This is a genomic window from Nostoc sp., from assembly GCF_036919495.1.
Lineage (GTDB): Bacteria > Cyanobacteriota > Cyanobacteriia > Cyanobacteriales > Nostocaceae > Nostoc.
Map to the genome: position 1 here is coordinate 1 of NZ_JBALBZ010000118.1, position 24230 is coordinate 24230.

The following is a 24230-nucleotide window of genomic DNA, read 5'->3' on the forward strand; positions in this document are numbered from 1 at the left end:
GCATCGTATTTATTTTCGTAGTACTCAAGTTTAATATCGTACTTCTGTCCTGCAACCAGTGCGATCGCACCACTGTATTCTGTAGCAGATTGATTGACAAACTTATTGATGATTTGCTGACCATTCACCCACAGTCGCGCACCATCATCACTAGTGGTGTAGAAGTTGTAAGTCTCGCTGTACTTGGCTTCTACCTGACCCGTCCAACGCGCTGAGAAGGTATCTACACCGATGGATGGATCTGGAGACCCCTCACCCCAGTTAAAGTTGACTGTCGGATCTGTGCGAGTTTGCTTTAAGTTGGTGAAGTCGATGTTGTCGTAGTACTCTGCTTTGAGTCCATTCCCTTGAGATAATACGCGATCAATGCTTTGTAGAGATGATTGAGGACTTATTGGACTTAAAGATGTTGACAACAGTTGATTTTGTGAATCAGTCATTGAGATATATGCCTCACAATAGTACTAAAAGTAATTCCATAACCAATGTTCCAGAATCAGCTTTACATTGAATATTTTCAAAAAAATATGTACCTTTTTTAGGTATTAGTTTATTAGCAAAAAACAACAATTAGCTGATTAGTATTCTTTCTAATATCAATACTGTTTCGTTGAATTACTGATATATTGTTTTTGCCTATCTAGTGTTTTACTAATTTGCTTTACTAGTATCTATAGTGTTTATTTGTATCAACCTTAAAATAAAGCAGTAGGAAGTTATATACCTTGCTTTATCTTCTTTAAAAGCAGATATATATAAAAACGTGTATGACAAAAAATACCAAAGATTATTTCAAGGGTATATTAGTCCTTATAAATCTTTGTTTTATTTCGACCATTTTCTAACTTTTGATCGATATAAATATAAGTTTGATGAATTTCATCAAAAGTTATAAATCACCTCTATTGAGAGCTTCTAATTTCACTGATATGCAGGTGCATGAAGTTGAGGTAAAGCTACCCCAATCGGGGCAGATACATATCTAAGTAGCTAAAATAATATCTTTACATATTATTAGTTAAGTATTTTTATGTGGTCAATTAATTCACCATTTGACAATAGTTTAGGGGTTATGTCTATCTTCTTTATAGAACCTTATTTAAAGATTCATATTGATTTATCTTTTTTAAAGGAATATAAAAGTTTTGATGATTTTTAAATAAAAACTACTGATCTTCCGGATGAAGTTTTTGTTTTATATTTACATAGTTATTAATTACATAAAATTTGGATAAAGAAGGCATTTAATATTTAAAGATTTGAAAAAGTATTATTTATCTATGCTTCATCTTGAGTGTTAATTCATATCTTTATTACAAGATCCAGCAGAGAATAAGCTAATCAGCATTCAAATTGCATAATTAAGACAGGCAAGATGCTCACCCACAATATATTGATAAAATTTTGATATGCAAATTAGATGTGTTTTAGCTTAGTAATAAAGGCCTAGCAGAGAATAGTACTAAGCTGTTGCGCCTTTAATTTGCACTAATATTTTTTCAAGATGATTGTGGGGTGGGCATCCTGCCCGCCCTGATAATGTAAGTTGTATACGTAACAGCTTAATAGCGAGTGAAGCAAAAAGTTTTGCAAAAGCCTCACTAATCATGTATTTAAGCTAGAGAACACAATCTGCTGGAACTAAAAGATTATCGTATTTATTCGAGTAAACCTGTTGTCGGTGGAGTATCCAGGGAATAGTTACGCGCCAACTTCTCTACATTCGCGCAGCGTGTCGCAGACAGACGCTTTGCGTAGCACGATCCCCTATCGGGGTGCACTGAACGTAAGGAATAATCAGCGTTTGAAACCCTGATTAGGGACTTCCAAATAAAAAAATGTTCCAAAACTGAGGCAAAAACTCTCTCTATTTCTTCTCTCTGCGTTCTCTGCGCGGCAGTCGCTCATGGGGGAAACCCCCAAGACCGCGCTGCCTTGTCTCTGTGGTTCGTTTCTTGGAATAATTTATTTCTTGGAAGTCCCTTATTTACTTCTTTACAAAAGGTTTCAATTTATTTAAAGTCAGAAAATCACAAGTTTAACCCTGCACATTCTCACTTTCCTCTAGACTAAGGGCAGCAACCTTGTTCAAACTGGCTGAGGAAAGTGGACTTTGATCTTGGATGCCCAAAGGCGTTTAACGGGGATTGTATCGTTGCGGGAGTTGGTGACTTCTCAGCCTGAGCAAATTATTGGCGAAATTATGACCCGTGATGTGGTGTTTTTCCACACTGATACAGACCAAGAAGAAGTTGCCAGATTAATCCAAAGATATGACTTTCTGGCTGTGCCTGTGGTAAATCGAGAACAGCGTCTAGTAAATATTGTCACCGTCGATGATGTGATTGATATTCTGCAACGCGAAACCACCGAAGATATCTATGCCTTGGGTGGTGGTGTGCAGTCAGGGGGCGACAACTATTTTCAGATGAATTTACTGGAAATTGCTCGGAAGCGGGTTGTATGGTTGTTGGTTTTACTTATAACTAATACCATTACAGGAACGATTATTAAGTCGCAAGAAGACCTTTTAGCAAAAGTGGTGGCACTAACAGCATTTATGCTTTTGCTGCCTGGTACTGGTGGTAACGTGAGTACCCAGTCTTCCACAGTGGTGATTCGCGGGATGAATACCGATGAAATCCGATCGCTTGGTGTAGTGCAGGTAATTGGTCGGGAGGCGATGTCTGACGACAAGCCGCTTTGCATCTACGCAGGAGCATTATTAGGAGGAATGTTAGGTACGCGATCGCTACTGTCTGGGCTTATTTTCTGCAAGGACAATTAGAGGTTGCGATCGCTGTCGGCAGTAGTCTGGTAGCTATTTCTCTTTTAGCTTCTATCTCCGGTTCAGCACTGCCATTTCTATTTCGCTACCTCCGTTTAGATCCGGCATTAATGTCAGCACCATTTATTACCACAGCAGTTGATGTGGTGGGCGTTTTGATTTACTTCAATTTGGCACGGGTAATTTTAAAGTTATGAAAATAGTCATTAGTCATTAGTCATTGGTGAAGAATAAAATACAAATGACTAACTTTTACAATTCTGTTTCTGTATCTGGAGCAACAATTTCGCCAGTACCCAATTGCAATATCAAGTCCTGCTCAGTAATCAATCCACTGAGTTCTTTTACTTGTAAATTCATGTCTTCACAAGCTTGTCTAAGTTCTTTGGCAAATTTGTTGAGGTCTTGACCATAGCCACATTGATAAGCAGCAGTTTCAATTCCTTGCTGGGCATTTGCTCTAGCACAATCGACCAGTTCTGTGCCATTCAGTGGTGTAGGAGATGCCATAGACGTACTTATTATTTCTCAATTGTTTGCTGCTAGATAGACTATCAATATTTCCACATTTACTCATCCCTCCAATGGAAGACCATCAGGGTAGAGTTAGAATCTGAGAGTTAGGAGTTAAGAGTTATAAATTAAGAATATATCGGTTATAACTCCTAACTCCTGTACAGACACGATTAATCGCGTCTCTACTCTTAATTATTTCACTTAACCATTAACAACATCTCCACCATTGACATGTAACACTTGTCCAGAGACATAAGAAGCATCATCAGAGGCTAAATATACGTAGCTAGGAGCAACTTCTTCTGGTTGTCCGGCTCGTTGCATTGGTACTTGTTTACCAAAATTTTCAACTTTCTCTTCAGGAAAAGTTGAGGGAATTAAAGGTGTCCAAATTGGCCCTGGCGCGACAGCATTAACGCGAATTCCTTTAGATACTAAATTTTTTGATAAGGAACGAGTAAAAGCAACGATCGCACCTTTTGTAGAGGAATAATCTAGTAACTGTGGGCTACCTTTATAAGCTGTTACCGATGTGGTATTGACGATAGCACTGCCTGCTTGCAAATGCTTGAGTGCAGCCTTAGTCATGAAAAACATCGAGAATATATTAGTACGAAAAGTTCGCTCTAGTTGCTCTTCGGTGATTTCCTCTATACTTTCTTTCGGATGTTGTTCGGCGGCGTTGTTGATGAGAATATCGAGTTTGCCAAACTCACCAACTGTTTGTTGGATAGCTTGCTGACAAAAAGTTTCATTGCCAATATCACCTGCAATGGTTACTGCACGACGCCCTTGTTTTTCTACCAATTGTTTTGTTTCTTTGGCATCGTCGTGTTCGTTGAGGTAAAGAATCGCCACATCTGCACCTTCTTTAGCAAATGCGATCGCTACAGCACGACCTATACCACTATCTGCACCTGTAATCAATGCCACTTTATCTTGTAACTTGCCACTACCCCGATACTGGGCATCATCTGATTTGGGTTTTGGCGTCATTTCTGATTCAACACCTGGTGTTTCTTGCTGCTGTGGCGGTTGTAATTGTTGCTCTTTTTTCTCTTTTGATTTAGCCATAGGTTTTGTCTCGCTAATTTAATCTTGAATGTAATTGGATATTGGGAAAAGCCGTTTCCAATCATCGACTCACCATTTCAAAAGTAAACCTTGGATCGAAACTTCAACCCAAGGTTTAATTTTTGCTTTGGCTCCCACTAGTCATGTGCAACTTTAGGCGTTTATACCCACGATGTTTACCAAACGTACTTATGAATGGCAATTGTGCGCGGCTGACATTATTTATCCTCACCCTGACACACACTATTCACCGACCACGAAAAACAAGTACATAACTCTCATGCAATGAAAAATTTCTACTTCTCATGTGCTTTTAAGTTAACTATTATGTCGCTGTACTTTATCACTCCATAGAGATAAAACAAGCTGAAATTTGCTCAACCTTAAGACATAAAATAAATTAAATAAATTAGAGTTACTGAATTAATCTATAATTAACAATCATTTATTGTGCCTCAATAATTAAGCCATTTTTGCTAAATAAAAATCAATATTTATACTTTCTTACTTCTTGGCTGCAAAAATACTTACTTCAATACCATCAATGTTTGTTAATGTTAATATTTATTTAGACTGATATCTGTATAGTTGCCTTCTTGCAGACTAAAAGGTATCTGACGACTAGTTTGCATAATAGCCCAAAAGCCTGCATGGTGCGCTACATTGAGATTATTAGAGGGTAGGGGTTATGGCAATACTAAATATTTCTGAGTCAGAGCAGGTTGAAAAGTTTCACCACTTACAATTAACCTTGAGCGATCGCTGGAAAACGAGCGAGTCATTTGACAATAATGAAGCGGATATTTTAATTATTCCCTCCCTGAGTATCGACCAGCGCGAACTCCAAAAGATCGAAGGCTGCGAGCATTATGAAGAAAGATTACTATTTTCCTTAATTAGGTTGCAGAATCCCCGGACTCGGCTAGTTTATGTAACATCAGTACCTCTGCATCCTAGTATCATTGATTATTACTTGCAACTGTTGCCAGGAATTCCCTTTTCTCATGCTCGCAACCGTTTGCTGCTACTTTCTACTTACGATTCTTCCCTTAAGCCTCTAAGTCAAAAAATTTTAGAACGCCCCCGTCTGCTAAAGCGGATTCATCAAGCTTTGAGGCTAGATAAATCATTTATGATTTGCTACAACTCTTCGCAATGGGAAGGCGAATTGTCTGTAAAATTGGGTGTACCTCTGTATGCTGCTGCACCAGATTTACAGATTTGGGGGACAAAAAGTGGTAGTCGGCAAATCTTCAAGGAAAGCGGAGTACCGCATCCAGATGGTAGCGAACAAATTTGGAACCACACAGATTTAGCAGAAGCTACCAGTGATTTGTGGGAACGACAACCGACATTAAAACGGGTAGTAGTAAAACTCAACGAAGGCATTTCGGGAGAGGGAAATGCATTGCTCGATCTTAGACCAATTGAGAATCTAGCACCGGGTAAAGGGACTCATGTCGAAAGAGTAGCAGCAATTAGCGATCGCTTTTCAACAATGCGCTTTCAAGCAAAGCTTGAGACTTGGGATAATTTTTCGGGAAGAATCCCTGAGTTGGGGGCAATTAGCGAAGCATTTGTGGAAGGTAAAATTAAGCGCTCGCCCAGCGTCCAAGGAAGGATAACACCCACAGGCGAAGTAGAAATCCTTTCAACCCACGACCAAATTCTTGGAGGCCCAGACGGCCAGATTTATCTGGGTTGTAGCTTTCCGGCTGATGAAAGATATCGATTGCAATTACAGCAATTGGGGTTACAAGTTGGCAGAAAGTTAGCAGAAAAAGGCACTTTGGAGCGATTTGGTGTAGATTTTATCGCCGTTGACAAAGGTAATGAAGAGTGGGATATTCAGGCGATCGAAATTAACCTGCGTAAAGGCGGTACAACTCATCCATTCATGACCTTGAAATTATTAACGAACGGTCGCTATGACCTTTCCACGGGATTATTTTATAGTCAGCAAGGTCGTCCAAAATACTACATTGCCACTGATAATCTGCAAAAAGAGCGCTATCAAGGATTATTACCTAATGATTTGATGGATATTATTGCTCATCACAGACTGCACTTTGACAGTGGTACAGAAACGGGTACAGTGTTTCATCTGATGGGTTGCCTTTCGCAGTTTGGCAAGGTGGGATTAACCAGTATCGGAGATTCCCCACAACAAGCACAAGATATTTATAACAAAGTCGTGAAAGTTCTGGATGAAGAAACCCGCAGCGAAAATCGTGATTTATCGGCGATTTCAGATTATTCCTTTCCCGTAGCTTGGGATGAATATAGTTAAAGAATATCGTTTGCAATATTCTTTTATATCATGTCCGGGTAATTAGTTATGATTTCCATAGTCATTGCACCCCACCCCGCCAAAGCTATGCTTTGTCTCCCCTAAGAGCAGGCAATAAGGGAGCAAAGCAATACGGTTCGGATAAGCAGGGGAGGCAAGAGGGTATATGTTCAGCCATTCTTCTCTCAAGAACAGCTTCTCTTCTCCCCCTGCTCCCCCTACCTGCCTCAAGCAAGAAATTCCTTATTTCTTAGGCATTGGTTTTCACGGTTTACCAGTTCAAGCTTACTATAACCTCAGCGATCGCCCGATCTTCTAGAGAGCTAGTCCACTAAAAGTAGTTCACGTAAAACACAGAATTTTTAATGCTCTGTTTTAATGCGTAGGCGTAGCCCGCACAACGGCCGCGCTCAGTCACCATCGTAGACATCGCTAAAAACCAGACCTAAATATTTCGACTACAATAGGCGTTTTGCCCTCACTACACATAGTTGCATTTCTGTCAATTATCAAAAAAAGCTAAAATATACATCCATCTGATAACAGTTAGACTAAATTCGACCTGGGGCATTCAAAGTAATCAGAAGCATCCAAAAATGGCAAAGAATAATCAGACTGTTCTGCTACTAACCTTACTAATCACAGCAAGTCTTATCGGTATATTTACTGTTTTGGGCTGGATTGGATATTCATTAACACGGTCTAAGTCTGAGATCAAAAGCCCAAAAAACACTGATTTAGCTAACACAACCACTAATTCTAGCTCATTGAAGCAAGTAGAAATTACTACAGCCCGCAATGTCGATTATAGTCAGTTGCAGAAATATTTACAAAGCAAAGATTGGCAAGCATCTGACCGAGAAACTTACTTGAGAATGCTAGATGTTGCAGGGACTAAGGCACAAGCCGAGGGTGCGATTGGAAAAGATGAAATGAATGCACTTTCGTGTGTTGATTTGAAAACCATTGACAAGCTTTGGAGTACAGCCAGTGATGGTAAATTAGGCTTTAGCGCTCAAGAAAAGATTTTGAGGGAACAAAAAAACGACTATCGCAAGATGTATGACGCGGTTGGATGGCAAACCTTAACAGGTGAGTGGCTGATTCAGTGGAACTATAATCAGCAAACTAAAAGATATGAGTATAAACCTGGCAAGGAACCAAACTTTAAAACCTTCCCCCCAGGACATCTGCCAACTGTGGAAAGAGGATATAACTTTGATGTTTCTCTTGATGTAGCACTCACGAAGTGCGGTATTTAATTTAGCACAACTTGAAGCGTATCTTGCGTATCTAACTGCAACTTTGAGTGAGCATTGCCGCTATTAATGGCAATTTCTACCCAACCGTGACTGCCAACTAAAGCTATTATCTCTCCTACCTTGACATCACTGTAAGTTTCACAGCCTGGTATACTCAACCCAGCAGCTTGCACAGACCAAGTTTTGCCTTGTACGTAACTTCCTGCAATGTTGCTCACTAAGTTGCCAAAGTGGTCAATATATTGAATGCAACCCACTACACCAGTGGCTATTTGCTTGCACTCGCCTATATCCAGTTTTACCAAACTTGCTGGATCAATTTCTTGTCCTAGCTCTTTAAGGGAGACACCACTGGCAAGACTAGCGCCCACTGGTGCAAAAATATCTCTACCGTGAAAAGTCTTGCTTAGTTGAGGAGTTCGCCAATAGTTAAGATTTGTAAGTTCAACGGCTGCGATCGCCTGACTTTGACTAAGTACCCCGCTAAAGATACCATTATCTGGGCCTACTAGAAACCCTTGAGCAAATTCTACTGCGATCGCTCGTCGCTTGCTTCCTACACCTGGGTCTACTACTGCCACATGCACTGTCCCAACAGGGAAATAGGGATAAGCATTCATCAAAGAAAATCTGGCTGCTGTGATGTCTTGCGGCGGAATTTGGTGCGTTAGGTCTACCACCGTCAGTTTGGGGTTGATTTGGGCTATAACACCTTTCATTATGCCTACATAAACATCGCGATCGCTAAAATCGCTCAGTAAAGTTACAAGTGGTTGTTGCCCTATCTGCTTCTTAGGCATATTTTTGCTAAAATATATATTAAGTTAGAAATTTCTGTAGCAACAGCTACAAAATATATGTTATGTTAAGAATGCAAGACATAAAGCAAAAAATTAAAGAAGGTAATCACTATGAATCAAAATAGACTACAAAGTGGCAGAAAAGCACAAGAAGCTCACAGAGAGAATATTCAAAAAAGCCTAGAGCATCGCTTGCAAGTAGCCAAAGCAAAGGGTGACGAAGAACTGATTCGTCAACTAGAAGCTGAGATGAGGTACTCCAGCTAAATCAAGTTTTCAATGTTCTTAGTTTGTTGTGTAACCCGCTACGGCGGGTTTTTTTTGTTTTTAGGGTGTTTCCTGGCAATTTCGGTCTTAGAGGGTTTTTCAATTAGACATCTCCAGAAATTAGTTATGCGTTACTTGAAACCAAACATACTAGAATCAGCAGGTGAATAGAAAATGTGATAAAGTTTTTCATTCTTCCTGTTTTCCTAGATATACTTCAATAACACGAGAGTCATTTTGGACTTCCTCAAAATTCCCTTCGCACAGCACCGAACCTTCATGTAACACTGTTACTTTCTTGGCAATTTGACGTACAAATTCCATATCATGTTCAATTACTAAAATTGAATGACTTTGGGCTAATGCTAACAGTAATTCACCAATTTTATAGGTTTCTTCATCTGTTAAACCTGCAACAGGTTCATCAACAAGTAATAAATCAGGTGACTGTGCTACTAACATCCCAATTTCTAAACGTTGCTTTTCTCCGTGAGAAAGTAAAGCTGCTCTGATGTCGGCTTTAGGAGTTAAACCGATAGTTTCTAATAATCCTTTTATGTTATTATTTTCAACAGCATTAGAACGTTCAAATAAAGTAGAAAAGACATTTTTATTTTTGTTACTGGTAATTTCTAGATTTTCACGAGGCGTTAAATTTAAGTAAATTCGAGGTGTTTGGAACTTACGGCCAATTCCCAATCGGGCAATTTTATGTTCAGGTAAAGAACGCAAGTTTCTTCCTTTGAACATAACTCGCCCAAAAGTTGGTTGCACTTTCCCCATAATCACATCCAGAAATGTTGTCTTTCCTGCACCATTGGGGCCAATTACTACCCGTAATTCACCCACATCCATACTAAAGTTAAGCTTATTTAGCGCCCTAAATCCGTCAAAACTAACAGTTACGTTTTCAGTTTCCAATATTTTCGCGTTCATGTTGCACTTCGGGGTCTTCTTCCAAGGTGGGATATGTAGCAATTTGTTGACGGCGGTGGAAAAGAAAAATATTCTGACTACGCAACCATCCCACTATGCCGTCAGGAAGCACTGTAACGACTATCAAAAATAGTGCGCCTTGAAAAAATAGCCAGATTTCTGCAAATTGTTCGCTTAAAAAAGTGCGGGCATAATTTACTAACAAAGTTCCGACAATCGCGCCAATTAAAGTAGCGCGTCCTCCTACAGCCACCCAAATTACCATTTCAATTGAAAAGGCAATGTCCATTGCTCTGGGTGAGACAGAACCACTCTGGATGGTGTAAAATGCTCCTGCTATGCCTGCGATCGCACCTGAAACTGCAAACACTAAGACCTTAAAATCTGTAGGGTCGTAGCCAGAAAATCTTACCCGACTTTCATCATCACGAATAGCTATCAATAATCTGCCAAAGCGTCCAGTTGTCAACCAGCGACAAATCCCGTAAGTGGCTGCGAGAAACACTACCGTCAGCGTGTAGAAAACAAATTGCGTTTTTGTATCGCTGACCGTTGCCCCAAACAAAGTTGTAAAATCTATCAGTCCATTTGTACCGTTGAAAAGCTGTTGTTGACCGTTAAAGAAATTGAAAAATACAATAGTTCCGGCTTGAGTCAAAATAGAAAAATAAACTCCCTTGAGGCGATTTCGGAAAACCAAATATCCCAACAATCCCGCCAATAACCCTGGAATTAGTACCACCAAAGCTATTGTCAAAGGAAAAGAATAAAAAGGTTGCCAAAACGAAGGAAGTTCTGTAACCCCATAAAGTCCCATGAAATCAGGCAATTCTCCAGTAGGAACTTGGAGTTTCAGGTACATTGCGATCGCATATCCACCCAAACCGAAGAAAATACCATGTCCCAAACTTAGTAAACCAGTATAACCCCAAATCAAATCAATACCCAAAGCCACAATCGCCAGCGACAAAAATCGCCCCAACAAATTTAGACGAAACTCTGTCAGCAACAGTGGCATAATAATAATGAGGAAAAGTGCGATCGCAACCACCACCCCCACCTCAATTAATAACCCTCCTCCCCTCTTCCTCATTCTCTGCATCCTCTGCATCTCTGCGGTTTAAACATCAACAGTACGTCCCTTCTGCGGAAAAATTCCCCCAGGCTTCCACTGTAAAAACACAATAATCAGCGCAAATACCATCACCTTAGCCATACTCGTAGTCGCAAAAAAAGTAAACAAATCAGCCAAAGGCTTAATAGGACTCAGTAGCAAAGCTAAAGTCCCAGAACCAATTAAAAAATTAGCCGTACCAATACCCAACGCCGCCACAATCGTCCCGGCTAAATTCCCCACACCCCCAACCACAACCACCATAAAAGTATCAATAATATAATTTTGTCCCGTATTTGGCCCCACAGAACCGAGTAAACTAATCGCACATCCAGCCACACCAGCTAAACCAGAACCCAGTGCAAAAGTAATCGCATCAACCTTTTGAGTTGGAATTCCCAAACAAGCACTCATACTCCGATTTTGTGTCACAGCCCGAATTTTTAAACCCCAGCTAGAACGTTGTAAGAATAGATAAATTCCCGCCACACAGATTATTGTTAAACCAATAATAAATAACCTAGCAAAGGGTAATTGCACACCACCTAAAGACATCCCTCCCTGCAACCAAGTTGGTGCAGTTACATCCACATTTTGAGCGCCAAACCAAGCTTGAGTAAGTGCTAACTGATAAGTTTGACTCAATAAATTACCTATTGCTATTGTCACTCCCAGCGATAATAAAAATATTACTGCCACAATCCAGTTACGAACTCTTCCCAAATCAGTGCGAGAATTTAAAATCCATAAACCTCCAAAAAACAATAGAGAAAATAAGCCTATGCCAATAACGAATACCCAATTTACACTGCGAACAAACTGTTGAAAAATCAAACTTACTCCCCAAGTTGCCAAGAGAGTTTCTAGAGGTCGTCCATAGAGATAACGAATCACGCCTCTTTCTAGAATTAATCCGACAACAGCTGTGAAAATAAAAGCGATAATCAAAGCCAAAAATATATAGACTTCAAACCACACCCCACCCAATTGCTTACAGACATTTTGCACAACAAATGTTGTATAAGCGCCGAACATCATCAATTCACCATGTGCCATATTGATAACGCCCATCAATCCAAATATAATCGCCAATCCCAAGGCAGCAATTAATAATACAGCGCCAATACTAATACCATTAAATACAGCTTCTAAAAATCCTGCTAACACTTTTTTCCTCACATACTAATTCGTAATTATGTTTAAGGTGTGTTCCAGCACAAGTAACTAAACATAGCTACAATAAATATTTTTACCGTAACGCACCAATATAAATAGTGTGTCGTACTTCGCTATAACCCCCTACAAAATTAAGATTGACTAATTCGTAATTGGTAATTAATTACGAATTACGAATTACGAATTATTTATACTTTCTTATACTTACCACCCTTAGCCGGGTCACTCCAATCACACGCAAATCCCTTAGTCTCTTTTACAAATTGATTCCAAGGAACTGGCTCAACTGCTGTCGGAGTGGCATAGACAATATCAAACAAACCATCTTGTCTAACTTGACCAATCCGCACAACTTTGGATATGTGATGATTGGTATCCATTGTCACTTTACCTTCAGGTGCATCTATAGTTTGACCATAGGCCGCAGCACTGACTTTCGCTATGTCTGTAGTACCAGCTTTTTCTACTGCTTGCTTCCACAGATAAACGGCGATATATGCTGCCTCCATTGGGTCATTTGTTACCCGATTTTCACCATATTCTTTCTTGAAAGCCGCTACAAACTTTTTGTTAGCAGGTGTGTCTACTGTTTGGAAGTAATTCCAAGCTGCATAGTGACCTTTGAGATACTCTACACCAATTGCTTTAACTTCTTCTTCGGCAATACTCACAGACATAGAAGGATATCTTTCTGGTGTCAATCCAGCACCTTTCAATTGTTTGAAGAAAGCAACGTTGCTATCACCATTCAGAGTATTGTAAATTACACCTCCATTAGGCAAAGCTTGCTTAATTTTAGTGATAATTGGTGTAACTTCTGTATTGCCAAGAGGTAAATAATCTTCACCAACTGTTTTGCCGCCCAAAGCTTCTAATTGAGCTTTAATAATTGTATTAGCAGTGCGGGGAAAAACGTAGTCAGAGCCAACTAAGAAAAATTCTTTTCCTTTATTTTTTAACAGCCAATCAACAGATGGTTCAATTTGTTGATTTGGAGCAGCACCAGTGTAGAAAATATTTTTAGAACACTCTTGACCTTCATATTGCACAGGATACCAGAGCATGTGATTTTTGCTCTCGAATACTGGCTTTACATTCTTGCGGCTAGCAGATGTCCAACAACCAAAAACTACAGCGACTTTATCTTGATCGATTAGCTTAGTTGCCTTTTCTCTAAAAGTATCCCAGTTAGAAGCACCATCTTCGGTAACTGCTTCAATTTGTTTACCTAAAATACCACCAGCAGCGTTAATTTCTTTGATTGCTAATTTCTCAGCATCGACAACGCTTTTTTCACTAATAGCCATTGTGCCACTAAGGGAGTGCAAAATACCTACCTTGATTGTGCCACCAGCAGTAGCAGCAGCTGGTGAAGCAGCAGAAGGTGCGACTGGACTCTTTGTAGCAGTTGGGGAATTATTCGCGCAAGCTTTCAGAAAAAAGCTGCTTCCAAAAGTTAAAGAACCATAGATTAAAAACTTGCGTCTGTTAAATTGTCTTCTCATCTTTTTATGAATTTTCCTCTTGATCAATCAATCAACTTAATAGAAAGCTGACAATATTAAACTTTAAAGTGTGATGATAGTGCGATAGTTTACTAGTAAAAAGTTACTTCTTATACAAAATATATGATTTTTGTAATAAAAAAATAAATTTACAATATTAATCTTTGTTAAGGCTAGGATTGTGAAACTATTGTTAGCGATGAAGAGATAGCTGGATAATAATCTCATCTTTCTTGCCAGATGCAAAATTAGCAAAGCGCTTTGCCAAAGGTGGTATAATCACCAAAGGATTGCTAAAACCAGAAAATAAATGAATGCTTTCAAATTCTGGGATAGTACCAATCAAGGGTAGGCGATCGCTACTAAATCCCACTAAACAATGATGCCAAGTTCCTGGTAAATTCTCCAAAGCTGGTAAAACCTCACCGACACTTTTTCGCAACCATTTTTCACTCGCCTCTGAGTTTACCTTGGCATAAGAATCTGTGAGAACGCGGCTAATTTGACCAATGCGAAAGCTACCATCTTGAAACTGAATCGCACCCGCATCTAAAATTGGCGGTACTGGCTCATTACCTGGTTGATTCCACAATTCATCAACTTGAGTAGATTCAGCTTCTAATTGAAATCGTTGCAGATTAGCTGGCATAACTAAAGTGCGTAACTGCACATCCACAGGTGGGGTTTCAATAATTTCTGCATGGGTAAAATACAGCTTGACGGGAATACCAGCAGATTTTAGTAACTGGCGGCTGAGTCCACCCGCACAAATGGCAACGTTCGCACTGTGGTAAGTTGCAGTAGTTGTTTTTACACCATCTTGCAATACTTGCAATACTTGGGTAATCTGCATTTCACCCCCAGCACGCTCAAAAGCTTGGATATAAGCTTGTGCTGTTTTTTCTGGGTGGATATGACCGTGTTTGACAGTTAAAGCACCAGATATCGCCTCTTGATTTAGCAGTGGTTCCAACTCACAAGCTTCTTGGACACTCAATAAACGGGGTGGAATGGCAAAATGATTATATGATTCAGCCGTTGCTTCTGGGTCATTAGCGGCTGAAATAGTAAGTAATAAATCTAATTCCCGAAACTGGATATCAGTGTCTAATTCTTGAGATAGGATATGGTAAAGTGCAATCGCTTCTTCGCACAATAGACGACTTAGTGGTGTATTACCCGACCAATAAGCAAGCCCACCATAACTATAACGAGTTGCATTCTCTGGTGTGCCGTATTGCTCCAACAAAAGTACACAAAAGCCAGTTTTTACTAATTCGTATGCTAGTGCAGCACCGGCAATTCCACCACCAACCACAATCCAGTCGTAGCTTTTCATATTAAATGTCTTTCTTAATTACGAATTACCATAAGTTGCTTGTAAACGACTTAAAAGATATTCTCCCGCCAGAATAGGCGGATAGATAGACGATTGTTCTTTCTGGCAACTTTCCAGACAAGCTATTTCTGTATCATCATTAGGATGACAGAAAAAAGCGATAGAATAACGAGACTGCTTCACCTTGTTATCACTGGGAATCATTACTCGATGCTTGGTTGAGCAAAACATATCATTTGTCCACCGTTGCATTAAATCGCCAGTATTAACTACCACACTATTAGGAATCGCAGGTGCAGCAATCCACTCTCCAGAAGCTGTCTGTACTTCCAACCCGCCAACGTCATCTTGGAAAAGTAAGGTAATACTGCCATAATCGGAATGCTCACCAGCACGCACCTGTCCGGGTTTAGGTGGTGTCTGCAATGGGGGATAATGGAGCGATCGCAAGGTATGATTTTGTTGATTGTGTCTTGTGATAAAAAAATCTTCTGGCAATTCCAGCGCCAAAGCATAAGCTTGTAACACTGTGTTAGCAAGTTCTGTGCAACTATCATAAAAGGCGAGAATAGAAGCATCTATCTCCATAGCCGCTTGTTTGTTTACATTAAAGGCCTCTTTTAAGTCGCCTGGTTTGTTGGGGTCAAGACGTTCTCTCTCAAGACCAACGTATCCCGTATTATTAAACTCATCACTCCAAGCTTGCTTTTGCTTAACTTCTAAGGATAAATTGAAGAAAGATTTACTGTAACTGAATACTTGCTTTATTAAGTCTTTTGATATTCCTGAATTCTGCAAGTACATGAAGCCAATTTCATGGCAAGCTTGATAAATTTGTTTGATAATCTTTTGCTGAGTTATTATGTCGCCATTGCTAAAGGCAGTTAGATCTATTATTGGAATTGTAACCATTTATATATATATAAATAGAAAGTTTGTGTTTGTGTTTTGTTAACAGTAGTATACTTAATACTTAGGTACGAAATTTTATAATGACTCTTGCTCCTTGGCGAAGCGCGATCGCTCATGCACTCCATCGCAACCGCAGCCTTGTTTATGCCCGTTACCTCCAACTCGCAACAGTGCAGGCAAACGGTCGCCCCGCTAATCGTACCCTAGTCTTTCGCGGTTTTTTGGAAGATACAAACCAGCTAAAATTTATTACTGATACTCGTAGCGCTAAAGCTGACCAGATACAGCAACAACCTTGGGCAGAAGTTTGCTGGTACTTCCCCAACACACGCGAACAATTCAGAATCACTGGCTGTTTGACTCTGGTAAGCGGTGATGATTCTGATCGGGATTTACAGCTAGCCCGCATTTCCATTTGGCAAGAATTAAGTGATGCGGCGCGTTTACAGTTTGCTTGGCCCTATCCCGGTAAACCCAGAATCCAAGAATTAGGAGCTTTTGAGCCACCAGCGCCCGATTCTGTTGAGCCAGTAGCTAATTTTTGTCTACTGCTACTCGATCCGATACAAGTAGACCATTTAGAATTACGCGGCGAACCACAAAATCGATGGCTTTACTGTCGTAATGACCAGCAAGAGTGGTCTAGCGAAGCGATTAATCCGTGATTTGTCAAGAGTCAAAAGATAGACCCTTAACCCTTGACGTTTAATTAAATGCCAGCACCATCTAGAAATTGCTGGATAGTCTTATCTTTGAGGTTGCACCAGCGAGTATCGTGGGTTAGCTCATCCTCATTGGTGGCTAAACAACCCACTAAAACAGGATTTTTTTCTGAATAATTGCTGCGCTGAAGAGTTTGTATTTGTTCTTCCAACGCCTCAATCCTATCAACTAAAGCACGAATTACTTGGGCTTCTGAATCTGGTAAGTTATTGTGTTCAAGAGGTGCAACCCGAACTCCAGAACGATACATAATGCGCCCAGGCACGCCTACCACAGTACAGTCTGAAGGGACATCCCTTAGAACAACAGATCCAGCGCCAATACGCACATTATTACCAATTTGGATATTGCCCAGTACCTTAGCTCCAGCCCCAACTACGACATTTTCACCTACAGTTGGATGGCGTTTACCACATTCTTTACCAGTACCCCCAAGGGTGACACCTTGATAAATTAGGGCATAATCTCCCACGATCGCAGTTTCACCAATTACTACACCCATCCCGTGGTCAATAAACACACTTTTTCCAATTGCTGCACCAGGGTGGATTTCAATTCCAGTCAAAAACCGAGCCAAGTGAGAAATCAGGCGGGGAAAAAAGGGAAGACCAACAGTGTACAACCAGTGAGCCAGCCTATGGAATAGCAGGGCTTGCAAACCAGGGTAACAAAATAAAACTTCCAACCAGTTACGAGCAGCTGGGTCACGTTCAAATATGATACGAAAGTCAGCACGCAGTATAGATAGCACGAGATAGCACCCTCGGAAAGCACAACAAGCTACTCTCCCATATTATCCTCTCAGGCGTTATACCTCAAAATTGGGAGTGGGGCATTGAGCATAAATTCTTCCCAATACCTAACTCCTAACTCCCCACTTCACTGCTGCTCCACTTTCAAAGTGTAATCGCGCTTGACCCCAGGATTAAATGTACCTACCCAAATCCGATACGTCCCCCTTTTCCAATTGCGATCGCTAACGCTAGCATCTTTACTTTTACCAGTGTCATCGCCGCAACGAATCGTAGTTTGGTCTGGCCCTTCGATCAGTAAAGTGGTATCATTACCGTTGCTATCAACTTGTATTGTCATCTGGGGAAAGTCCTTTTCCAAAACCATAATATGATCTGGATTAGGATCGGCAAAACCAATACATGCTTTTTGATCGCGATCGCGGTTACTTATGGCAGACAATGAGTAAGAACCACCTGTAAACCCCTGCACTGTTCCTTGTGCTGGATTAAAATTTGTTGACAGGGTGAAAGTACCAAAATTCGCTGTCTCTGCTATTACAGGCGTAGCTGTGATGGCGGCAACTAAAGCCAACAACCAGCCACCGCTAAACTTAAGTCGGGGGCGACAGTATTTCATAGTAGCCCTCCAACAGGCTGTTAAATTAGTAATGATATATACATATTCTAATGAAAAAATTACAGGGAAATTTCAGTTGATTGTGCCACATAAAAATGTGCCACAATAGAGGGTTTTGAAAGCAAGCAATTACCTGCTTGTTTGTTTCTTTATCTAAACAGCATACAATTCCCCAGCTAGCCAATAGCTATCCAAAGATTACAAATCCGAATAGCAAATAGTATAGAAAGCCTACGTAAAAATAATGAGATAAAAAAATGCAGAAGGTAAAATAATTTTTAACCTTCTGCACTTAAGCTTTTATGAAAATCTCACGAGTTATTGAGTTGGAAGAAAACGCCACCTTTGAGCGCTCCTGTGTCAGTTCCATAACTACTGACTGTTAGTGATCGCAGATTATCAAAAAACGGTTTACCTAAAACTTCCACTAGTTTGAGAATTGGTACTTGACGCTCTAACAAATTCTGGCTCTTTGTCCAATCAAGATATATATAGCCTTGATTTGGTAAGGGAATCGCAGCAATACTATCTTTGAAATTCGGATTGTCAATTAAGGATTTATCCTTAGTTGTAAGAATTTCATCCATCGTTTCTAAGTCAGAGGTGAAAATTTCGTAATTTCCTAAAGTTGTATGCAATCCTCGCACTTTTGTTTCAATACTGAAGGATGTTCCCTCTTTAACATCACTTTTTTTTGTAGCCGTAGTTAACTCTGTCCAAGCGGAGATTTTTTGCTTGTCTATAATCAGGGTATTGATGCTGAGTCCATTGGATGAAGCGATCGCATCTAATCGAGCAACACCTTTATCTACACTCTCGGATTTTTCCACCGCAAAAATCCAATGAGGGATTGCTTGCTCTTTCCCAGGTAACAATGCTATGGCATATTCTCCTTGTACCCAGCTAAAAATATCCTCTGCTAAGTTTATACCCCAGCCTTTTTGAACATCCACCAAAGGTTTTGCTAACCGAGAAACTACATCTTCCTCAGAACCATATATAGTTGCTGTTGCTTGTCTCCAGAGTTTAGCTAAATCACTGTTACCCAAATTACTTAAATTTGAGCCAGAAATTGCTAAACCTGCCGACGCTGGAACATACTGCAATGCTCTCACAGGTTTAGATAGTGGTGAAGATGGGGAAACAATTTCTGATGAAGTTAAAAAGCTGGTTTCTGCTAGCAAACCTTTGGAGTTCAACGCCAAGGAAATAATTTCGCTATTGTAGGTTTGTTCTGGCAATTCTAAACCTTGCCATTTTGCCACGATAGGAAGATTCAAGAAAGCTAAAGCTAAACCCCCTTTAGGAAATTGTTTTGTTGCTTTTTGGTATTCAGTGGAGCTAGTCAAATTCAGATCGGGTGCTTGGACGTTATTGATGGCGTCTCGCAACACTTTCGGATCGTTGGCAAACAACACAAAGCCTTCACCAACAACAGCACCTGCAAGCAAATCCTGCTCTGGTTGAGAATTATCAGAAATCAGCTTCACACCTTTGTATTGTTCAACAGCTAAGTTTGCCCCACCTAACGCCCGTTTGGAAAACAACAACTCGACAAACTCGCGGCTTTTCTCCGGTTGCTTGGTTGCTAGTGCCAATAAATACCCTGGCTGCTGTCCGTTTTCTCGATCGCGATCGATATCTAAAGTGGTAATAGCTAAGGTAATTTCGTCCCCTAACCAGGGTTGAACGTCTTCTTTGTAATCTATGCCACTTTTGGCGAATAAACTGGTTTTGAGTTTAGATAGTTCTCCTTCACCCTCCAACGCCTGCAACCGATTGGGATTCGTCAGCAATGAAACCATTACAGGTGAAAGTTTCGACACAAATATGGCTGCATTAGGCTGTCCGGTAGAAGCAGTGAGGTTAGCCGGATTTTTGGCGGAAAACCAGTAAAAGCCAGCGATCGCAATTACTAGCAGTGCGATCGCACCAGCTACGATAAAACCAATAAATGAGCGTTGCCTATTCACATTAAACCTTTAAAAAGACGGTTTACAGCCATTTAAGCAGAAAGCTTACCAGAATCTATCAGCCTTCTTGAGAATGGATACTCATGCAAAGGCAGAGATTTTCTGTCACCATAAATAGGATTACGACTGTTTATAGGGAATTCTTTTAGTCAACCCATGAACCAGATTAGTGTACAAGAACTGGCACAACGTCTTTCTTCTGGTGATACAAGTATTCAGCTAGTAGATGTACGCGAACCACAAGAATTGGAGATTGCTAGCATTGAAGGCTTTGTCAACCTACCCTTAAGTCAATTTCCTGAATGGGGAGATCAAGTCCCTACCCTCTTCAATCCCCAAGCTGAAACCCTTGTACTATGCCACCACGGCATCCGCTCTGCCCAGATGTGCCAGTGGTTAATTGCTCAAGGTTTTACAAATGTGCAAAATATTTCGGGTGGTATTAATGCTTATTCCGTCTTAGTAGACCATTCAATTCCCCAGTATTAGCTTATGTATACATGCATTACTTAGATGGAAGAATAAATAACTTCCATCTAGCTTTTGCTATGCTAAAAATAGCAGTAAATAAACTTAAGGGCTTGCCAGGAAAGCTTGTAACTTTCTCCACTGGCTAAATATTTACGAAACTTTTCGACCCCAATCTTAGCTGCGATCGCCGCAAAAATACGTATACAGTAATACTTTTATAAGTGTATAATTATGCAAAAATAAGCCAGAAAAGGATGTTGTAAATTCAAATTATCAGCTTTTGCTGCAAAGATTCGTTAAAAGAATGGTGTACGTGAACCTTAAGATTAATCATCACAATTTAATTGTATAATTTGTTATCTTAATAAATTATTAATATTCTTTGTTTTCAATCAAACCAAGAAATTTTTCGATTAAACTTTGCCTCTAGCAAAAGATACCCTATGGAAGTCCAGTTAACAAATCGACAACAGCATATACTTTGGGCAACGGTACGTCACTACATTGCTACAGCAGAGCCTGTTGGTTCAAAAGCTTTGGTCGAGGAGTACAACCTGGGTGTAAGTTCAGCCACAATTCGCAATGTGATGGGCGTTTTAGAAAAATCCGGCTTACTCTACCAACCACACGCCTCTGCTGGACGTGTCCCTTCAGATTCAGGTTATCGCATTTATGTTGACCAGCTAATTACACCGTCTCTGCGAGACGCTGCGCGAACGGAAAGTTTAGGACGAGAAGTAGAAGTAGCATTACAAAAGCGCCTCCAGTGGGAAGAGTGGAGTTTAGAAACCCTACTGCAAGGAGCCGCACAAATTTTAGCAACCTTAAGTGGTTGCATTAGCTTGATTACTATGCCGCAAACTACCAGAGCATTATTGCGACATCTGCAATTAGTGCAAATTGAAGCGGGGCGGATCATGTTAATTGTTGTTACTGATAGTTATGAGACACATTCCAAGTTGATGGATTTGCCACCAATATCAGAAGAAACACAACGAGATTCAGAGGTAATTGATCGCGAATTGCAAATAGTTTCTAACTTTTTGAATACCCACTTGCGGGGGCGAAGTCTGTTAGAATTAGCCAACCTCAACTGGAGCGAACTAGATCAGGAATTCCAACGCTACGGGGAATTCTTGAAAAATTCAGTTGCCGAATTGACTCGTCGCACTCATGCGCCGACTGCAACCCAAATTATGGTTCGGGGTGTGTCAGAAGTTTTGCGCCAGCCCGAGTTTTCCCAGTTACAGCAGGTACAAACAATTATCCACCTGCTGGAAGAAGAACAAGACCAACTATGGCGATTAATATTTGAGGAACCAGAGCTTGAGGATGTGGGTAAGTCAAAGGTAACGGTTCGCATTGGCGCAGAAAATCTTCTAGAACCGATACGCACCTGCACCTTGATTTCTTCCACCTATCGCCGAGGTTCAATACCAGTAGGAAGTGTGGGAGTTTTAGGGCCAACGCGTCTAGATTATGAAAGTGCGATCGCAGTAGTAGCATCTGCTGCTGATTACCTCTCAGAAGCTTTCAGTTATTTCAATCCTTAATAGAGACAACCTGCTACGGGTTTAGACAAAAAAACAATACCATAGCAGGTAGATAAGCCGAATTTATAGTGGCAAAATCAATAATTAATACTTTTTAACTCTTTCATGGTTAGAAAAATTGCCTTTGGCTTGCTGTGGCTGGGATTCACTACCTATGCTTTTTTCCTTGCTCCTCCTGAGCAACCTGGTACATTCGAGTTAATTAAAAATCTTTCTACTGGCCAGTGGCAAGGCGTTAACCCGTTAGTCGTAGCACTATTCAACCTCATGGGCATCTGGCCTCTCATCTACAGTGCAGTAGTATTTATTGATGGTAGAGGACAAAAAATACCTGCTTGGCTATTTGCTACTGCCTCTTTCGGAGTCGGGATATTTGCCTTGTTACCCTATTTAGCCCTTAGAGAACCAAATAATAAGTTTGTTGGTAAAAAGAATGCCTTACTGAAGCTGCTAGATTCTCGTGTGACTGGGGTTGTCTTGACGGTAGTCACGGTTCTTCTTGTTGCCTATGGTTTAACAGGAGGAGATTGGGGTAATTTTGTGCAGCAGTGGCAAAGTAACCGCTTCATCAATGTAATGAGTTTAGATTTCTGTCTCCTTTGCCTATTATTTCCAGCTTTGCTACGGGATGATATGGCGCGTCGTGGTTGGAAAAATCCACAGATGTTCTGGTTAATAGCGTTGATACCGCTATTTGGGCCATTGATTTATTTGTGTGTGCGTCCACCTCTACCAGAAGTAGGTGTAGAGGCGATACCCAGTCAGCAGCCAGCTGCAAATTAAAGCAATTTTTAATTCGTAATTTTAAGACAGTTTCAGTTGGGGTCTAAATCCTCAATTGAAACAAAAATCACGTATAGATTTATCACTATTTTTAAGCAAACTCAGGGCTGCGTTCTACAAAAAGGGGGATTTAGAGGCAAAAAATACCAATTATAAATTAGTAATTATGTTAAATGCACACCATCTAAAGATAATGAATATAAAAGTTGCATTGTGGTTACTATGGCTTGGATTTATAGCCTATATTTTACTGTTAGCACCGCCCCTGCATTTACAAGAAACCTTAACCCTGTTGAAAAATATATTTACTCTTCAGTGGCTTGCCATAAATCCAATTATCTTTTCCTTATTTTCTCTAGTGGGTATCTGGCTACTAATTTACAGTGCTTTATTGTTCATTGATGGCAGAATGCAACGGATTCCTTTTTGGCCTTTTGCCTTAGCTTCAGTAGCATCAGGAGTGCTTGGTCTGTTACCATATTTGGCTTTGCGTGAACCAAATCAAGACTTTTCTGGGCAAAAGGATGCTTTTTTACGGCTGCTAGATTCACGTTTTTTTGGGATTGTTTTGAGTTTAAGCACTGTTGGCTTACTCGCCTATGCCTTTGTCTTAGGTGACTGGGGAGATTTTGTGCAGCAGTTCCAAAGCGATCGCTTTATTAATGGCATGAGTTTGGCATTTTGCCTTTTTTGCCTTTTATTCCCCACAATCCTTGGCGATGATATCGCTCGTCGCCACTGGAATAATCCCCAGGTGTTTTGGACAGTAGCCTTAGTCCCGCTACTGGGCCCACTTGTTTATCTTTGCTTGCGCCCGCCCCTACCATCAACTATTCGTGAAGAATCGTTGATACCTAATCGGTAATAGATTTTTTTATCACCAAGGTTCAATGCCAAGAGGAAGTATGAGAGTTTTGGGGGCAATGCACCTAGATGAGAAAACTGCGTAGGGTAGCCGTCGTAGATATTGCTCTCATTGCTACTGTTGATTACGTAGAACCTCCCTTTTTTCAGTGAATTGGGGATTTTCCACTTTGGGTGCGTAAATCCCAAGAAAAAATTTTTCTCAAAGTACTTTACAAAACGCAATAAATTCTTTAAGATGTGTAACAGGTAGTGAAAAGTACCTAATTCATTCACAAATAATCGCATTTATAAAACAATGACAACAACCTTACAACGTCGCGAAAGCGCCAACGTATGGGATCGGTTTTGCGAGTGGATCACCAGCACCAACAACCGTATTTACATCGGTTGGTTCGGCGTAGTAATGATCCCCACTCTGCTAGCCGCAACCGCTTGCTTCGTAATCGCCTTCATCGCCGCACCTCCAGTAGACATCGATGGCATCCGTGAACCAGTCGCAGGTTCCTTAAT

Annotated in this window: 22 protein-coding genes and 2 pseudogenes; 11 read left to right on the top strand and 13 right to left on the bottom strand. The window is 40.5% G+C overall.

Annotation, left to right across the window (positions count from 1 at the left end):
- The coding region (locus tag V7K25_RS16535) for a PA14 domain-containing protein (protein ID WP_335159635.1) at window positions 1–440 on the bottom strand (440 nt) is incomplete at its 3' end.
- Window positions 441–2116: 1676 nt separating this feature from the next.
- Here V7K25_RS16535 and mgtE point away from each other — a divergent pair.
- Window positions 2117–2985: pseudogene (gene mgtE, locus V7K25_RS16540) on the top strand (magnesium transporter); the annotation flags it as partial.
- A 55-nt stretch (window positions 2986–3040) separates the two neighbouring features.
- On the opposite strand, the gene V7K25_RS16545 reads toward mgtE, so the two are convergent.
- Window positions 3041–3298: a hypothetical protein gene (locus tag V7K25_RS16545; RefSeq protein WP_335159636.1), complete on the bottom strand. Its 258-nt coding sequence runs from the start codon at window positions 3296–3298 to the stop codon at window positions 3041–3043.
- 207 nt (window positions 3299–3505) lie between these two features.
- Entirely contained in the window at window positions 3506–4378 is an 873-nt protein-coding gene (locus V7K25_RS16550; protein ID WP_335159637.1) for an SDR family oxidoreductase, read from the bottom strand.
- Between the two features lie 688 nt (window positions 4379–5066).
- On the opposite strand from V7K25_RS16550, the gene V7K25_RS16555 reads away from it, so the two are divergent.
- From V7K25_RS16555 to V7K25_RS16565, 3 genes are all read left to right on the top strand, one after another.
- Window positions 5067–6668 carry a peptide ligase PGM1-related protein gene (locus V7K25_RS16555; protein WP_335159638.1) on the top strand — a complete coding sequence of 534 codons (1602 nt, stop codon included), beginning with the start codon at window positions 5067–5069 and terminating at the stop codon, window positions 6666–6668.
- A gap of 166 nt (window positions 6669–6834) precedes the next feature.
- A complete protein-coding gene (locus tag V7K25_RS16560) occupies window positions 6835–6987 on the top strand; it encodes a hypothetical protein (protein WP_335159639.1) in 153 nt (50 codons plus the stop codon).
- A 277-nt stretch (window positions 6988–7264) separates the two neighbouring features.
- Window positions 7265–7930 (top strand): GUN4 domain-containing protein, encoded by a 666-nt coding sequence (locus V7K25_RS16565; protein WP_335159640.1) that lies wholly within the window; start codon window positions 7265–7267, stop codon window positions 7928–7930.
- Here the strand turns inward: V7K25_RS16565 and V7K25_RS16570 are convergent.
- The gene (locus V7K25_RS16570; protein ID WP_335159641.1) at window positions 7927–8730 is read right to left on the bottom strand and encodes an SAM hydrolase/SAM-dependent halogenase family protein; all 804 of its coding nucleotides are present in this window, start codon (window positions 8728–8730) and stop codon (window positions 7927–7929) included. The two genes, V7K25_RS16565 and V7K25_RS16570, sit on opposite strands and share 4 nt — an antisense overlap.
- Window positions 8731–8841: 111 nt before the next feature.
- Here V7K25_RS16570 and pirA point away from each other — a divergent pair, with 111 nt between their 5' ends.
- The gene (gene pirA, locus V7K25_RS16575) at window positions 8842–8997 is read left to right on the top strand and encodes an arginine synthesis PII-interacting regulator PirA (protein ID WP_335159642.1); all 156 of its coding nucleotides are present in this window, start codon (window positions 8842–8844) and stop codon (window positions 8995–8997) included.
- 189 nt (window positions 8998–9186) lie between these two features.
- Here the strand turns inward: pirA and urtD are convergent, their stop codons facing one another.
- The 6 genes from urtD to V7K25_RS16605 all read right to left on the bottom strand — a co-directional run bounded on the left by urtD (window position 9187) and on the right by V7K25_RS16605 (window position 15979).
- Window positions 9187–9933, bottom strand: a complete 747-nt coding sequence (gene urtD / locus V7K25_RS16580; RefSeq protein WP_335159643.1) for an urea ABC transporter ATP-binding protein UrtD — start codon at window positions 9931–9933, stop codon at window positions 9187–9189.
- A complete protein-coding gene (urtC, locus tag V7K25_RS16585; RefSeq protein WP_335159644.1) occupies window positions 9908–11035 on the bottom strand; it encodes an urea ABC transporter permease subunit UrtC in 1128 nt (375 codons plus the stop codon). Before urtC ends, urtD begins: the two co-directional genes overlap by 26 nt.
- A gap of 18 nt (window positions 11036–11053) precedes the next feature.
- Complete coding sequence (urtB, locus tag V7K25_RS16590) at window positions 11054–12214, bottom strand: urea ABC transporter permease subunit UrtB (protein WP_335159656.1); 1161 nt, start codon at window positions 12212–12214, stop codon at window positions 11054–11056.
- Window positions 12215–12411: 197 nt separating this feature from the next.
- A complete protein-coding gene (gene urtA / locus V7K25_RS16595; protein ID WP_335159645.1) occupies window positions 12412–13728 on the bottom strand; it encodes an urea ABC transporter substrate-binding protein in 1317 nt (438 codons plus the stop codon).
- A gap of 193 nt (window positions 13729–13921) precedes the next feature.
- Complete coding sequence (locus tag V7K25_RS16600) at window positions 13922–15067, bottom strand: NAD(P)/FAD-dependent oxidoreductase (RefSeq protein ID WP_335159646.1); 1146 nt, start codon at window positions 15065–15067, stop codon at window positions 13922–13924.
- 18 nt (window positions 15068–15085) lie between these two features.
- Window positions 15086–15979 (bottom strand): isopenicillin N synthase family dioxygenase, encoded by an 894-nt coding sequence (locus V7K25_RS16605; protein WP_335159647.1) that lies wholly within the window; start codon window positions 15977–15979, stop codon window positions 15086–15088.
- A gap of 80 nt (window positions 15980–16059) precedes the next feature.
- Between V7K25_RS16605 and V7K25_RS16610 the strand changes: the two genes are divergently transcribed.
- The gene (locus V7K25_RS16610; protein WP_335159648.1) at window positions 16060–16644 is read left to right on the top strand and encodes an Npun_F5749 family FMN-dependent PPOX-type flavoprotein; all 585 of its coding nucleotides are present in this window, start codon (window positions 16060–16062) and stop codon (window positions 16642–16644) included.
- Between the two features lie 44 nt (window positions 16645–16688).
- On the opposite strand, the gene cysE is transcribed toward V7K25_RS16610, so the two are convergent.
- From cysE to V7K25_RS16625, 3 genes are all read right to left on the bottom strand, one after another.
- A complete protein-coding gene (cysE, locus tag V7K25_RS16615) occupies window positions 16689–17453 on the bottom strand; it encodes a serine O-acetyltransferase (RefSeq protein WP_335159649.1) in 765 nt (254 codons plus the stop codon).
- Between the two features lie 128 nt (window positions 17454–17581).
- The gene (locus V7K25_RS16620; protein WP_335159650.1) at window positions 17582–18073 is read right to left on the bottom strand and encodes a hypothetical protein; all 492 of its coding nucleotides are present in this window, start codon (window positions 18071–18073) and stop codon (window positions 17582–17584) included.
- A gap of 311 nt (window positions 18074–18384) precedes the next feature.
- Complete coding sequence (locus V7K25_RS16625; RefSeq protein ID WP_335159651.1) at window positions 18385–20046, bottom strand: DUF3352 domain-containing protein; 1662 nt, start codon at window positions 20044–20046, stop codon at window positions 18385–18387.
- Between the two features lie 156 nt (window positions 20047–20202).
- Between V7K25_RS16625 and V7K25_RS16630 the strand changes: the two genes are divergently transcribed.
- The 5 genes and pseudogenes from V7K25_RS16630 to V7K25_RS16650 all read left to right on the top strand — a co-directional run.
- Window positions 20203–20535 (top strand): rhodanese-like domain-containing protein, encoded by a 333-nt coding sequence (locus V7K25_RS16630; protein ID WP_335159652.1) that lies wholly within the window; start codon window positions 20203–20205, stop codon window positions 20533–20535.
- A 425-nt stretch (window positions 20536–20960) separates the two neighbouring features.
- A complete protein-coding gene (hrcA, locus tag V7K25_RS16635; protein ID WP_335159653.1) occupies window positions 20961–22070 on the top strand; it encodes a heat-inducible transcriptional repressor HrcA in 1110 nt (369 codons plus the stop codon).
- Between the two features lie 105 nt (window positions 22071–22175).
- Window positions 22176–22853 carry a DUF2834 domain-containing protein gene (locus V7K25_RS16640; protein WP_335159654.1) on the top strand — a complete coding sequence of 226 codons (678 nt, stop codon included), beginning with the start codon at window positions 22176–22178 and terminating at the stop codon, window positions 22851–22853.
- Between the two features lie 193 nt (window positions 22854–23046).
- A complete protein-coding gene (locus tag V7K25_RS16645) occupies window positions 23047–23718 on the top strand; it encodes a hypothetical protein (protein WP_335159655.1) in 672 nt (223 codons plus the stop codon).
- Window positions 23719–24015: 297 nt separating this feature from the next.
- Window positions 24016–24230: pseudogene (locus V7K25_RS16650) on the top strand (photosystem II q(b) protein); the annotation flags it as partial.